The following is a 14,028-nucleotide window of genomic DNA, read 5'->3' as shown; positions in this document are numbered from 1 at the left end:
CGCACCCCCCGGCGAGGAGAGCCCGCGAAGGGCCGGTGTGCGGGGCGTTCGCGGCGCGCGGGCGGCGTGTCCGGGCGGCTCATGCGGGGAGCCAGTGGCGCACGCGGGTGATCAGGTCCTGGGCGTCGACCGGTTTGGTGACGTAGTCGCTGGCGCCCGCCGCGAGGCTCTTCTCGCGGTCGCCCGGCATGGCCTTCGCCGTGACGGCGATGATCGGCAGCTCGGCGTACTGGGGCATGGTACGGATCTCGGCGGTGGCGGCGTAGCCGTCCATCTCCGGCATCATCACGTCCATCAGCACCAGCGCCACCTCCGGGTGGGCCAGCAGCGTGTCGATGCCCTTGCGGCCGTTCTCCGCGTGCAGCACGCGGAAGCCGTACAGCTCCAGGATGCCGCTCAGCGCGAACAGGTTGCGCGCGTCGTCGTCGACGACGAGGACCGTACGGCCGGCGGACGCCTCGTCGAGGGCCGGCGGAAGCGGCCGTTGCGGCTCCTCCGGGCGCACCAGGGACAGCACGTCGCCCGGCTCCTCGGCGGACAGGTGCAGCGCGATGCGCTCGCGCAGGTCGTCGAGGCCGGCCAGGAACTCCAGCGGCGTGTCCCCGGCACGGGACCGCAGGTCCTCCTCCAGCGCCGCGTCCGCGCGGTGACCGCTGTGCACCAGCACGGGCACGCTCGCCAGCGCCGAGTCGCCGCGCAGCGCGTCCAGGAACCGGGTGGCCTCGCCCTCGGCCATGCCCAGCTCCAGCACCACGCAGTGGCACGGCTCGGCCGCCAGCGCACCGGCCGCCTCCTGGGCGCCGACAGCGGTGATGATGTCGACCGCCGGCCGTGGCGTGCCGTCACCCCGCCCGTGCGCGACGTCCTGGACCACACTCTCCGCGACCAGCGTCAGCAGACCCCTCGGCCGCTCCTCCACGACCAGCAGCCGCCGCGGACGCGACCGGGCGCCGGATCCGCCGGCGATCGCCGGCGACGGCCGGTACGGCACCGCGGGGGCCTCCTGCGTCTCCTGGCCCTCGGTGGCCCGGGCGGGTCCGGACGGCTCGTCGTAGTCGGGCCGGCTCACCGGCAGATAGAGCGTGAAGGTGCTGCCGTGCCCCGGGGTGCTGTCCACCGTGACCGCGCCGCCGAGCAGATGGGCGATCTCCCGGGTGATCGACAGGCCGAGCCCCGTGCCGCCGTACTTGCGGCTGGTGGTGCCGTCGGCCTGCTGGAACGCGCCGAAGATCGTCTCCAGGTGCTGCTCCGGGATGCCGATGCCGGTGTCCTTCACCCGGAACGCCACCACGGCGCCCCCGCGCACCACACTGCCGGGCACCTCGTCGTCCGCCGCCGGTTCGATCAGCAGCTCCACACCGCCCCGTTCGGTGAACTTCACCGCGTTGGACAGCAGGTTGCGCAGCACCTGCCGCAGCCGGGAGTCGTCGGTGAGCAGGTCCGCCGGGGCGCCCGGCGCGGTGGTCACCGTGAAGTCCAGGCTCTTCTGCATCGTCATCGGCCGGAAGGTGGCCTCCACGTACTCGATCAGCCGGCGCAGCGCCACCCGCTCGGGGCTGACGTCCATCTTCCCGGCCTCGACCTTCGACAGATCGAGGATGTCGTTGATCAGCTGCAGCAGGTCCGAGCCGGCGGAGTGGATGATCTGCGCGTACTCCACCTGCTTCGGGGTGAGGTTGCGCGAGGGGTTCTGGGCGAGCAGCTGGGCCAGGATCAGCAGGCTGTTGAGCGGGGTGCGCAGCTCGTGGCTCATGTTGGCCAGGAACTCCGACTTGTACTTCGAGGCCAGCGACAACTGCTGGGCCCGCGCCTCCAGTTCCTGCCGGGCCTGCTCGATCTGCAGGTTCTTCGCCTCGATGTCCCGGTTCTGCGCCACCAGCAGCGACGCCTTCTCCTCCAGCTCGGCGTTGGACCGCTGGAGCTCCTCCTGCTGGGTCTGCAGCTCCGCGGAGCGTTCCTGGAGCTCGGCGGTGAGCCGCTGCGACTCGGTGAGCAGCTCGTCGGTCCGGGCGTTGGCGACGATGGTGTTGACGTTGACGCCGATGGTCTCCATCAGCTGGGTCAGGAAGTCCCGGTGGATCTGCGTGAACGGCGTGACCGACGCCAGCTCGATGACCCCGAGGACCTGGCCCTCCACCACGATGGGCAGCAGCATCAGCGCGGTCGGCACGACCTGGCCGAGCCCGGAGGAGATCGTCACGTAGTCCGGCGGCAGCTCGTCGACCGTGATGACGCGGCGGCTGCGCGCGGCCTGGCCGACGAGCGTCCTGCCGAACGGGATGCGGGTGGGCCGGCCGTCGTCGTCCGGGGAGCCGTAGGAGCCGACGAGCCGCAGCGCGGGGCCCTCGCCGTCGTCCTCCGCGAGATAGAACGCGCCGTACTGCGCCGACACCAGCGGCACCAGCTCGTCCATGATCAGCTCGGCGACCACGGGCAGTTCGCGGTGCCCCTGCATCAGGCCGGAGATCCGGGCCAGATTGGTCTTGAGCCAGTCCTGCTCCTGGTTGGCCCGGGTGGTCTCGCGCAGGGACTGCACCATCGCGTTGATGTTGTCCTTGAGCTCGGCGACCTCCCCGGACGCCTCCACGTTGATGGAGCGGGTCAGATCGCCCTCCGCCACCGCGCTGGTCACCTCGGCGATCGCCCGCACCTGCCGGGTCAGGTTCCCGGCCAGCTCGTTGACGTTCTCCGTCAGCCGCTTCCAGGTGCCCGAGACGCCCTCCACCTCGGCCTGCCCGCCGAGGCGGCCTTCGGTGCCGACCTCGCGGGCGACGCGGGTGACCTCGTCGGCGAAGGCGGAGAGCTGGTCGACCATCGTGTTGATGGTCGTCTTCAGCTCCAGGATCTCGCCGCGCGCGTCGACGTCGATCTTCTTGGACAGGTCACCCCGGGCCACGGCCGTGGTCACCAGCGCGATGTTGCGCACCTGGCCGGTGAGGTTGTTGGCCATCGAGTTGACGTTGTCGGTGAGGTCCTTCCACGTCCCGGCGACGTTCGGCACGTGCGCCTGGCCGCCGAGCCGTCCTTCGGTGCCGACCTCGCGGGCCACGCGGGTCACCTCGTCGGCGAACGCGGACAGTGTGTCGACCATGGTGTTGATGACCTCGGCCAGCGCCGCCACCTCACCGGCCGCCTCCACGGTGATCCGCTGCGACAGATCACCGCGCGCCACCGCCGCGGCGACCTGGGCGATCGAGCGGACCTGGCCGGTGAGGTTGGACGCCATCACGTTGACGTTGTACGTCAGATCCCGCCAGGTACCCGACACGCCCCGTACCTGGGCCTGGCCGCCGAGGCGTCCTTCGGTGCCGACCTCGCGGGCGACGCGGGTGACCTCGTCGGCGAAGGCGGAGAGCTGGTCGACCATCGTGTTGATGGTGTTCTTCAGCTCGAGGATCTCGCCGCGCGCGTCCACGGTGATCTTCTGAGACAGATCGCCCTTGGCCACCGCGGTCGCCACCAGCGCGATGTTGCGGACCTGGCCGGTGAGATTGCCCGCCATGAAGTTGACCGAGTCGGTGAGGTCCCGCCAGGTGCCCGAGACGCCCTCCACCTCGGCCTGGCCGCCGAGGCGGCCTTCGGTGCCGACCTCGCGGGCGACGCGGGTGACCTCGTCGGCGAAGGCGGAGAGCTGGTCGACCATCGTGTTGATGGTGTTCTTCAGCTCGAGGATCTCGCCGCGCGCGTCCACGGTGATCTTCTGAGACAGATCGCCCTTGGCGACGGCGGTGGTCACCTGGGCGATCGAGCGCACCTGTGTCGTCAGATTGCCCGCCATGGCGTTGACCGAGTCCGTCAGGTCGGCCCAGGTGCCCGAGACCCCCGGCACCTTCGCCTGGCCGCCCAGCGTCCCCTCGGTGCCGACCTCCCGTGCCACCCGTGTGACCTCGGAGGTGAAGACCGACAACTGGTCCACCATGCCGTTGAAGACCTTGGCGATGTCCCCCATGAGACCGTCGGCGTCGTCCGGCAGCCGCGTGCCGAAGTCCCCGTCCCGTACGGCCGTCAGCCCGGTCAGAAGCCGCATCAGCTCCTGATCTCTCGGGAGGACGTCGATCCCGTCAGCGCCGCTGCCCGCCATGAGCACCCTCGTTCCGCTCCCCAGGAGTTCCCGGCGTCGAGAACTCGGAACCAACCCCCCGGCCTGCTGCCTGACCGGCACTTGCGCGTTTCCGCTGTTCACGGAGGCGCATGATGAGAAATCCGCCGCAGCGTAACGCACGTGCACAGCGCGGAACAAAGCGCGCCGACAGGCCGGGACCCGCATCCGCGGGCGTCTCGGAACAGCCGGGAATGGACCGATGAATCCGGGGTAGTCGGGTGGGTTCGCCATCGCGGGCAGGCCGCGCCGCGGGGCGGCCCGAGCGGCATGTCCAGCGGCGCGCCGGTGCGGATTTTCGCCGCCCGGCCCACCGAATGCCCCCGCCGCGGCCGGGTATCTGCTGATGTGGAGCCGGACGGGCCGCCCACCGACCTCGCCGGCTCCGGCGGTCCGTCACTCACCGGGGAGGCAAGGAGCAGCGTGCCCATCGACAGCATCTGGTCGTACGCGCCGGAACTGGGTCCCGCACAGCAGCAGGACCTCACGGGGTACACCGTCGTCGCGAGCGACGGGACCGTGGGCCACGTGGACCGGCAGGCGGACCACCACGGCATGCGCCACCTGGTCGTCGACACCGGCGTCTGGGTGTTCGGCCGGAGCATGCTGGTGCCGGTGGGCGTGGTCACGGGCATCGACACCGCGGACCGGAAGGTGACGCTGACCTGCACCAGGGCGGAGGTGAAGGCGGCGCCCCGGTTCCGCACCGACAGCGAGACCATGGACCCCGCGTATCTCACGGAGGTCGGCGCCTATTATCACGGGTTGCCGCCGCACGAGACGCGCGCCGGATGAGGGCAGGGCCGCGCCCGTGCCCCTTACCAGAGACCCAGGGACACCGATGACATGCATCTGACCGACGGAACGGCTCCGCTGCGGGCCGGCGGCGGGCCGCGCGACGCGTGGGTGCCGGGCGGCGCCCGGGTGACCACCGCGGCGGCCGCGCGGGCGCACGCCGAAACGACCGTACGCGCGCACCGGGCGTCCGAGGGGCGCACCCCGCACCCCCGGGACATGATCGACCTGTCGCTCGTCGTCTCCGAACTCGTCACCAACGCCATCCGGCACGGCGGCGGGCTGGCCGGTTTCGACGTCCTGACCACCCGGGACGGCGTGCGGATCGCCGTGCACGACCACAGCGACGTCATTCCCGAGGCGGCCCTGGGCGGCGCCGACCTGCCGCGCACGCATCACGGCAGCGGTTACGGCTGGCCCCTGGTGAGCAGGCTGGCGCGGGAGACCGAGGCCCGCAGGCGCCCCGGAGGGGGCAAGACGATCGCCGCACTGGTGCCGTTGCGCGACGCGCCCGCGCCGGCCGCCGAGGAGCACTGACGGCGCCCCGCGCCGCGCCCGCCGTCCGTCACCAGGGCAGGAACACGTGGATGTCCTTGCCGGCGTCGTTGCGGACGACGCTGACCTGATCGCCCAGGGTGTGGATCAGATGCCAGCCGATACCGCCCCCGCCGCGGCTCGGATGGAAGGGCCGCGGAGCCGGCTCGACCGTGCTGGTGTCGTGCATCACCACGTGCACACCGTCGAACGTTCTGCGCAGGCGCAGCTGGAAGGGCCCCGGCGCGTACTGCACCGCGTTGGCCGCCAGTTCCGTCACCACCAGCAGTATGTCGTCCCAGTGTTCCGGGGCCGTCGGCGCCGCCACGCGGGCCAGGTCGAAGAGGAACTCCTCCGCGACCAGGCGTGCGTCGGTCACGTCGTGCAGCTCCCCCGGGAAGCTCGCGACGCGGCTCGTGATCTCTTCGGCAGCCAGTGTCCTGTCCTCATGCGGCTCGGTTGCCATCTCGCCTTCCCGGCCCCGGTGTGAAACGCGGGGCGATCGTCCCTTCGCTTGTCCCTCGTGTCTCCTCGGTGCGTGAGTTCCCGTGCTGGCGCAGCCTACGCGCCGGTCTGTGTCCGGAGAACGGGGGCAGACGCCTTGCAACGCACCCGGGTCTCCCGGGGAACGGCGATCACTTCACGGAATGGAGGGCCCATGGCGGCCATCGCAGCGGCGGTGCTGTTTTCATAGCGTTCCTGATCAACGCCGCGGACATCTCGACCAACGACGTCTTCTCCTCGACGAACGTCATGCTGCTCGGCCTGCTCGCCCTGGCCCTGCACGTCGCGGGCGTCGGCGGCGGCTGGGCGGCCCGGGGACGGCGCCGCTGACCCCGAAGTCCCCCGTGCGGGCGCCGAGTTGCCGGGACTCGGTGAAACACCTGACACCGGGCGCGCCGTTCGTCGAGGGCGCCCGGTGCGTACGGCGCCCCCGGCGGTCTCCCCCGGTGTCCGGGCGGCCCCTCAGGGTCTGCCCGGCAGCAGGGACCGCCGGCCGGCGGGAGGAGGCCGCCCGGTCAGCGGAAGACGTTGTCCGGATCGTCCCAGCCCTGCGGCTCCTCGGCGGCCGGCCTGCGGCGGGAACGTGACTGGTACATCGCGTCGATCTCCAGCGCGTAGCGCCGCACGATCTCGTCCCGGCGCAGTTTCATCGACGGCGTCAGCAGCCCGTTGGTCACGTCGAAGGGCTCCGGCAGCACCCGGAACACCCGGATCGACTCCGAGCGCGACACGCTGCTGTTGGCCGCGGCGACCGCCCGTGCGACCTCCTCCCGCAGCGCGTTCTCCTCCCGTGCCTCGCGGGTCGGCGCGTCACCGGGCAGGGACAGCGCCGCACGCCAGTGCGTCAGGAACTCCGGGTCCAGGGTGATCAGAGCGCCCACACAGGGCCGGTCGTCACCCACGACCACGGCCTGGTGGACCAGCGGATGCATCCGCAGCCGCTGCTCCAGCGCGGCCGGCGCGACGCTCTTGCCGCTGCTGGTGATGATGATGTCCTTCTTGCGGCCGGTGATGGTGAGATAGCCCTCCGCGTCCAGCTCGCCCAGGTCGCCCGTGGCCAGCCAGCCGTCGCGCAGCGCCGCCCGGGTGGCGGCCTCGTCGCCGACGTAGCCCTGGAACACCGACGGACCGCGCACCATGATCTCGCCGTCGTCGGCCAGCCGGATCTCCATGCCCGGCAGCACCTGCCCCACGGTGCCCGACTTCTCCCGGCCGAACGGCTGCATCGTCAGCCCGCCGCTGGTCTCGGTCAGCCCGTAGCCGTCGTGCACGTAGATGCCGATGCCCTCGTAGAAGAGGGACAGATCGCGGCTGAGGGTGGAGCCCCCGGACGTGGCCCGGCGCACCCGGCCGCCCAGCGTGGCGCGCAGTCTGCGGTAGACGGTCCGCTCGTACAGCGCGTGCTGCAGCCGCAGATCGAAGCCCGGACCCGGGCCCCGGCCCAGTCGCTGCCGTTCCACGGCGGCGGCGAAGTCGCGTGCCGTGTCGGCCGCGCGCTCGAACAGGGCGCCGCGGCCCGCCTGCTGCGAGGCACGCAGGAAGTTCTTGTAGATCTTCTCCAGCAGCGACGGGACGGCGTACAGATACGTGGGCCGGAACGTCCGCAGCGCCGAGGACAGCGACTCGGCGCTCATGTCCGGCTCGTGCCCCATCAGCAGCCCGCCGCGCACGCACAGACACTGGATCATCAGCCCGTACACATGGGAGAACGGCAGGAAGGCGAGGACGGCGCCCTGCTCGCCCGGCGCCGCCACGGTGTGCCCCCAGCCCGCCAGCAGCGTGTCGCAGACCGTGGCCAGCCCCCGGTGGCTCAGAGCGCAGCCCAGCGCCTGGCCGGAGGACCCGGAGGTGTACGCGACGACGGCCGTGGAGTCCGGCAGGACGATCCGGCGCATCGAGTCCACCGTCGGCAGCGGAATGAACTCGCCCCGCCCCACCAGGTGTTGCAGCGCGCCCGCGTCCAGCTGCCAGACGTGCCGCAGCGACGGCAGGGAGGCGCACACCGAGCCGACGGTCATCACGCCCTGCTCGTCCTCGACCATCACCGCCACACACCCGGCGTCCCGGAGGATCCACTCCACCTGCTCGCGCGAGGAGGTCGGATAGATCGGGACGACCTCGGCGCCCACCGTCCACAGCGCGTAGCACAGGACGGTCCACTCGTACCGGGTGCGGGCCATGACGGCGACCCGCGCGCCCGGCGAGATCCCGGACGCGATCAGCCCCTTGGCCAGGTCGACGACCTCGTCACGGAACTCCACGGCGGTGACCTCCTCCCAGATGGCGGAGGCCGGGTCGGGGTGGCGGGCCAGCATCGGCAGGGTGGGGTTCGCCGCGGCCGTCTCGAAGAGGCTGTCGGCGAGACCGCCGGTCAGGGGCGGAGCGGACGGGGGAGCGAGAGCGAGGTCGCGCATGCACTGCTCCTGACGTGTACGGGGTGTGACTCGGCCGACGAGTAGCGTCATCGGCGGTGCCTGAATGTAGCCGAGCCGAAGCGCCACGGGGCCGGGATCACAGGAAGTGTGGCCGCACTGATGATCTCGCCGGCTTCTGGGGACCCGGACGATATGAGCCACATCAATCCCGACCCAGAACCGGAACGCAGCACCGGCCTAGAACCGGGCGGCGGCGTCCCCCCGGGCGAGACCCCGCCCGCGGAGAGCAGCCTGCCCGAGGCGGGCCCCCGGGAGACCCACAATCCCCCCAAGGGCTGGTCCAAGGGACCCCTGACCGTGATCCTGCTCCTCGTCGTGCTGATCGCGGCGTTCTTCCTGGCCTACGCCCTCGTCCTGATCCTGTGACCCACGCCCTCGTCCTGATCGTGTGAGGCCGACGACCCGTGACGACCCCATGACGACCCCGTGACGTCCCGGACGGTCCGAGGACGCCTCAGCGCTGTGTGTGCCGCACGCACTCCGTGACGACGTCCCGCAGGCTGCCCGTGCGCTCCATCAGCTCCCGCTGCACCTGCGCCCCGTTGCCCTCACGCAGCAGCCGGGCGCAGCCCTCCCTGGCCCGCTCCAGGTCCCCGTGGGCGTCCAGCGCCTCGGCGACATGGTCGAGCAGGTCCCGCAGCACCGCCTCCGCCGGCATGGGCCGCATCGTCTCCGGGTGCAGCAGGTCGCCCGTCAGACCCGCGCGGGCCGCCTGCCAGGCCGCCAGCCGCAGCAGGCTCACACTGTGGTCGGCCGCCTCCCGGCCCGCCCGCCACTCACGGGCGGCCGTCTCCACCAGCCCCCGGGCGAGCGTGGCGATCAACCCCGCCGTCTCCGCGTGCAGGCAGACGTCCGACACCCGGATCTCCACCGTGGGATACCGCTCGGACAGCCGCGCGTCGAAGTAGACCATCGCCTCGTCCAGGATGGCGCCGGTGGCCACCATGTCCGCGACACGCCGGTGATACCGCTCGGCCGAGCCGAAGATCTCCGTCGGGCCCGCCGACGGCCAGCGCTGCCACACCCGGCTGCGGTAACTGCTGTACCCGGAGTCCTTGCCCTGCCAGAACGGTGAGTTCGCGCTGAGCGCCGCCAGCGGCGACAGCCAGGGCCGCAGCCGGTCCACCACCCCGACGCCCTCCTCGTCGGACTCGACCGAGACATGCACGTGGCAGCCCAGGACGAGCTGCTCCCGGGTGGCGATGCCGTACTGCTTCTCCATCCACTGGTAGCGCCGGTTCATGCCGATGGCCGGGCTGACCGGCAGCGGGGAGGTGGCCAGCGCGGCGACCGTGCAGCCGATCTCCTCGGCGTGCCCGGCGGCCTCCTTGCGGCAGCGGACGATCTCCGCGTGCAGGCTCTCCATCGACGACTGCGGATGGGTGGCGAACTCCAGCATCTGCTCGTGGAGTTCCTTCTCGAAGACGTCCTGTCCCGCGTCCTTGCCGGCGACCCGGGCGAGTACCGCCGCGGACAGTGCCCGCGGCTCACCCGTCTCCGGATCGACCAGGAGGAGCTCCTCCTCCACTCCGACGGTGCGCACCTGATGCCGCCCTTTCGTGACCTGCCGCGACGACGCCGAGGGGTCCTCGGCCGTACGCCCCGAATGCCCCGCTCCCGGCGCGGGACACCTGGCGCCGCCACAGGAATGTCACTCAGGCGACCGGCGTCAGCCACACCGTGGCCAGCGGCGGCAGCGTGATCCGCATACAGCCGTCCTCGGGTTTGACCGGTTCCGGATTGGTGACGTCGCTGCCGCCGTAGCGGGCGGCGTCCGTGTTGAGGATCTCCTGCCAGGCGATCACCTCGTCCCCGACGCCGAGCGGGTAGTCGTGCCGGACGACGGGGGAGAAGTTCGACACCGCGAGCAGCGGCCGGCCCTCGGTGTCGTACCGCAGGAACGCGAAGACGTTGTCCTCGGCGGCGTCCACCGCGACCCAGCGGAAGCCGGTGGGGTCGGTGTCGCGCTGCCACAGCGCCGGCGTCGCGTGGTAGCGGGCGTTGAGCTCGCGCACCAGGTCCTGCACCCCGCGGTGGTCACCCGCCGAGTGGTAGCCGTCCTCCAGCAGCCACCACTCGGGCCCCTGTTTCTCGGACCACTCGGCTCCCTGCGCGAACTCCTGGCCCATGAAGAGGAGTTGCTTGCCCGGGTGGGCCCACATGAAGCCCAGGTAGGCGCGGACGTTGGCGCGCCGCTGCCACCAGTCGCCCGGCATCTTCGACACCAGCGCCTGCTTGCCGTGCACCACCTCGTCGTGCGAGATGGGCAGCACGTAGTTCTCGCTGTAGGCGTACACCATCGAGAACGTCATCTCGTGGTGGTGGTACTTGCGGTGCACCGGCTCCTTCGCGACGTACTCCAGGGAGTCGTGCATCCAGCCCATGTTCCACTTGAAGCCGAAGCCCAGACCGCCGGTGTCGGTGGGCCGGGTCACCCCGCCCCACGCGGTGGACTCCTCCGCGATCGTCACCACGCCGGGGCAGCGCCGGTACACGGTCGCGTTCATCTCCTGCAGGAACGCCATCGCCGCCAGGTCCTCCCGGCCGCCGTAGGCGTTGGGCTCCCACTGCCCGTCCTCGCGCGAGTAGTCGAGGTAGAGCATGGAGGCCACCGCGTCCACCCGCAGCCCGTCGATGTGGAACTCCTGGCACCAGTACACGGCGTTCGCCACCAGGAAGTTGCGCACCTCGGTGCGGCCGAAGTCGAAGGTGTACGTGCCCCAGTCCGGGTGCTCCGCGCGCCGGGAGTCCCCGGGCTCGTACAGCGGGTCACCGTCGAAGCGGGCCAGCGCCCAGTCGTCCTTCGGGAAGTGCGCCGGCACCCAGTCCATGATCACGCCGATGCCGGCCCGGTGCAGCGCGTCGACCAGGTACTTGAAGTCGTCGGGCGTGCCGAGCCGCGCGGTGGGCGCGTAGAAGCCGGTGACCTGGTAGCCCCACGACGGGCCGAAGGGGTGCTCGGCGACGGGCATCAGCTCGACGTGGGTGAAGCCGAGGTCCTTGACGTAGGCCGGCAGCACCTCGGCGAGCTCCCGGTACGTCAGCCCCGGCCGCCAGGAGGGCAGATGGACCTCGTACACCGAGAACGGCGCCTCGTGCACCGGCGTCGCGCCCCGGCGCTCCATCCACTCCTGGTCACCCCACTCGTGGTGCGAGGCCGTCACGATCGACGCGGTGTTCGGCGGCTCCTCCGCGCGGCGGGCCATCGGGTCGGCCTTGAGGAAACGGTGGCCGTAGCGCGAGTGGATCTCGAACTTGTAGCGGGTGCCCTCGCCGACGCCCGGCAGGAAGAGCTCCCACACGCCGGAGGAGCCCAGCGAGCGCATCGGGAACGCGGTGCCGTCCCAGTAGGTGAAGTCGGCGGCGACCCGCACGCCCTGCGCGTTGGGCGCCCACACCGTGAAGCGGGTGCCGGTGACGCCCTGATGGGTCATGGGGTGGGCGCCGAGGGCCGTCCACAGCTCCTCGTGCCGGCCCTCGCGGATCAGGTGCAGGTCGAACTCGCCGAGCGCCGGCAGGAACCGGTAGGGGTCGTGGACCTCCACCGCCTCGTCGTCGCCGTAGGCCACCGCCAGGGTGTAGTCGGGGATCGCGTCCAGCGGCAGGACACCGCTGAACAGCCCGTCGCCCTCCGAGACGAGCGGGGTGCGCGCGCCATCGACGACCACGCTCACCTCCCGCGCGAAGGGACGCAGCGCCCGGAAGGCGATCCCGCCCGGGACGGGGTGGGCGCCGAGCAGGGCGTGCGGGTCGTGGTGGGCGCCGGCCAGCAGGCGCCCCCGGTCGGTGGCGTCGAGGGCGGGGGCGGCTGTCCCATCCGCGACGGGGGCGGACGGGACGGGCCCGGCGGATCCGGGCAGGGGCGTGTCACGCAGGGCCACGGCTTCAGTCTCCTCTCACGGCGAGGCGCTCGATCGCCGCCATGGGTACGGGCAGCCAGTCGGGTCGGTGCCGGGCCTCGTACAGCACCTCGTACACGGCACGGTCCGTCTCGTACGCGCGGAGCAGACCGTGCTTCTTGCGGGGGTCCCAGCCGGCGCGGGACGCGTAGCCCGCGCAGTAGGCCTCACGGCAGCGGCACGCCCACTCGGGGCGCCAGGGGCGGCGCTGCCGGGCGGCGTAGTCGAAGGAGCGCAGCATCCCGGCGATGTCCCGCACGGGGGAGTGGGCGCTGCGCCGTTCGGAGAGCGGCCGGGACGGCTCCCCCTCGAAGTCGATGACGAACCACTCGCGCCCGGCCCGCAGCACCTGCCCGAGGTGCAGGTCGCCGTGGATGCGCTGGGCGGGCGGCCCGGGATCGCAGGTGGTGAGGGCGGCGAACGCGGCTCGCAGCCCCGGCACGAAGGGCTGGAGCGCCGGAACGCTGTGCGCGGCGGCCGTCAGCCGCTCGGTCATCGCCGCGGCCGTCCGCCCGTTCTCACCGGGCCCGCCGACGGGGAACGCGGAGGCCAGCGCCAGGTGGACGTCCGCCGTGGCCCGTCCGAGGGCGTGCGCCTGCGCGGTGAAGTCGTCGCCTGCGGCCAGCGCGCCGAGGGCGAGGGTCCAGCCGTCGGAGGCGTCGCGCAGATACGGCTGGAGCACGCCGAGCGTCGCCTTGAAGGGGTGCGTGGTGCGGAACCACGCGACCGGCGCGGGGACCCGGTGGCAGCCCTGGCGGGCCAGCGCGCCCGGCACCTCCAGATCCGGATTGACCCCGGGCTGGATGCGCCGGAACACCTTAAGGATGTACTCGTCGCCGTACACCAGCGAGGAGTTGGACTGCTCGGCGTCCAGCAGGCGCGGCACGAGACCGGCGGGCAGCGGCTGGGCGCTGTCGCACTCGAAGCGCAGGGGGCCCGCGGTGCCGGGGCGCCGCAGCCGCTCCAGGAGCAGCTGGGCCGACCGCGGGTCGTGCAGGGCGTCGTAGACCGTCCGGCCGGCCAGCGGGCCGTCCTGCACCCTGCCGATCAGGGCCCGGCCGAGGCGCGGCGAGGGATGCTCCCGCACACCGAGCAGCAGCTGGTAGCAGTCGCCGGCCGGGGGAGTGCCCCCGGGAGCGGGGACGCCTCCGTGACCGGCGTGGACCAGCACATGCAGACAGCCCGGGAACAGCTCCGTCATCGACAGCACGCTCAGGTCGGTGACGGGCCGGTCCTTGCCGGCGAACCAGCGCTGCCGCGGCAGCCACTCGCGCAGCAGCCCGGCGAGCGACTCCAGGGGCTCGGCGGGCGCGCTCCGCGGGCGCAGGAATGCGGTCTTCGTCATGGTGACGCCTCCTCTCGCCGGCACACGCTCACAGTCGTCGGCCGATGCGGGATGCGACTCGTGTGAGCCGGAACCAGTAGAAGCCGTGGCCCCCGAGGGTCAGCAGATACGGCAGTTCGCCGATGGCCGGGAAGCGGACACCGCCGAACAGCTCGACCGGGTGGCGTCCGTCGAACTCGCGCAGGTCGAGCTCGGTCGGCTGGGAGAAGCGGGAGAAGTTGTTCACGCAGAGCACCAGGTCGTCCTCGTACTCCCGCAGGAAGGCCAGCACCGCGGGGTTCGACGAGGGCAGTTCGGTGTAGGAACCGAGGCCGAAGGCCGGGTTCTGCTTGCGGATCTCGATCATCCGGCGGGTCCAGTGCAGCAGCGAGGACGGCGAGGCCATGGACGCCTCGACGTTGGTGACCTGGTAGCCGT

The 14,028-nt window shown here is 71.9% G+C and carries 11 protein-coding genes; 4 read left to right on the top strand and 7 right to left on the bottom strand.

The window, feature by feature from the left end; all coding sequences use genetic code 11:
• Positions 1-79: 79 nt before the first annotated feature.
• Positions 80-4,081: a HAMP domain-containing protein gene (locus AB0412_RS11620; RefSeq protein ID WP_366402348.1), complete on the bottom strand. Its 4,002-nt coding sequence runs from the start codon at positions 4,079-4,081 to the stop codon at positions 80-82.
• A gap of 441 nt (positions 4,082-4,522) precedes the next feature.
• Between AB0412_RS11620 and AB0412_RS11615 the strand changes: the two genes are divergently transcribed.
• On the top strand, positions 4,523-4,894 hold the full coding sequence (locus AB0412_RS11615; RefSeq protein WP_366402347.1) for a PRC-barrel domain containing protein: 372 nt from the start codon (positions 4,523-4,525) through the stop codon (positions 4,892-4,894).
• 51 nt (positions 4,895-4,945) lie between these two features.
• Positions 4,946-5,431: an ATP-binding protein gene (locus AB0412_RS11610; RefSeq protein ID WP_366402346.1), complete on the top strand. Its 486-nt coding sequence runs from the start codon at positions 4,946-4,948 to the stop codon at positions 5,429-5,431.
• Positions 5,432-5,459: 28 nt separating this feature from the next.
• Here AB0412_RS11610 and AB0412_RS11605 read toward each other — a convergent pair whose 3' ends face one another.
• On the bottom strand, positions 5,460-5,894 hold the full coding sequence (locus AB0412_RS11605; RefSeq protein WP_366402345.1) for an ATP-binding protein: 435 nt from the start codon (positions 5,892-5,894) through the stop codon (positions 5,460-5,462).
• Positions 5,895-5,962: 68 nt separating this feature from the next.
• Here AB0412_RS11605 and AB0412_RS11600 point away from each other — a divergent pair, with 68 nt between their 5' ends.
• Positions 5,963-6,262, top strand: coding sequence for a hypothetical protein (locus AB0412_RS11600; RefSeq protein ID WP_366402690.1), 300 nt, complete (start codon positions 5,963-5,965; stop codon positions 6,260-6,262).
• Positions 6,263-6,447: 185 nt separating this feature from the next.
• Here AB0412_RS11600 and AB0412_RS11595 read toward each other — a convergent pair whose 3' ends face one another.
• Positions 6,448-8,346, bottom strand: a complete 1,899-nt coding sequence (locus tag AB0412_RS11595) for an AMP-dependent synthetase/ligase (protein WP_366402344.1) — start codon at positions 8,344-8,346, stop codon at positions 6,448-6,450.
• A 153-nt stretch (positions 8,347-8,499) separates the two neighbouring features.
• Between AB0412_RS11595 and AB0412_RS11590 the strand changes: the two genes are divergently transcribed.
• Positions 8,500-8,733 carry a DUF6480 family protein gene (locus AB0412_RS11590; RefSeq protein WP_366402343.1) on the top strand — a complete coding sequence of 78 codons (234 nt, stop codon included), beginning with the start codon at positions 8,500-8,502 and terminating at the stop codon, positions 8,731-8,733.
• A gap of 88 nt (positions 8,734-8,821) precedes the next feature.
• Here the strand turns inward: AB0412_RS11590 and AB0412_RS11585 are convergent, their stop codons facing one another.
• From AB0412_RS11585 to AB0412_RS11570, 4 genes are all read right to left on the bottom strand, one after another.
• Positions 8,822-9,910: a glutamate--cysteine ligase gene (locus AB0412_RS11585; protein ID WP_366402342.1), complete on the bottom strand. Its 1,089-nt coding sequence runs from the start codon at positions 9,908-9,910 to the stop codon at positions 8,822-8,824.
• A gap of 112 nt (positions 9,911-10,022) precedes the next feature.
• Positions 10,023-12,248 (bottom strand): 1,4-alpha-glucan branching enzyme, encoded by a 2,226-nt coding sequence (glgB, locus tag AB0412_RS11580; RefSeq protein ID WP_366402341.1) that lies wholly within the window; start codon positions 12,246-12,248, stop codon positions 10,023-10,025.
• Positions 12,249-12,252: 4 nt separating this feature from the next.
• Positions 12,253-13,611 (bottom strand): maltokinase, encoded by a 1,359-nt coding sequence (locus AB0412_RS11575; RefSeq protein ID WP_366402340.1) that lies wholly within the window; start codon positions 13,609-13,611, stop codon positions 12,253-12,255.
• Between the two features lie 28 nt (positions 13,612-13,639).
• Positions 13,640-14,028, bottom strand: a 389-nt coding sequence (locus AB0412_RS11570; RefSeq protein ID WP_366402339.1) for an alpha-glucosidase C-terminal domain-containing protein, incomplete at its 5' end; no start/stop codon positions are given.

The sequence above is a fragment of the Streptomyces sp. NPDC052012 genome (genome assembly GCF_040689265.1).
Taxonomy (GTDB): Bacteria; Actinomycetota; Actinomycetes; order Streptomycetales; family Streptomycetaceae; genus Streptomyces.
This window is presented reverse-complemented; position numbering and strand designations above follow the sequence as displayed.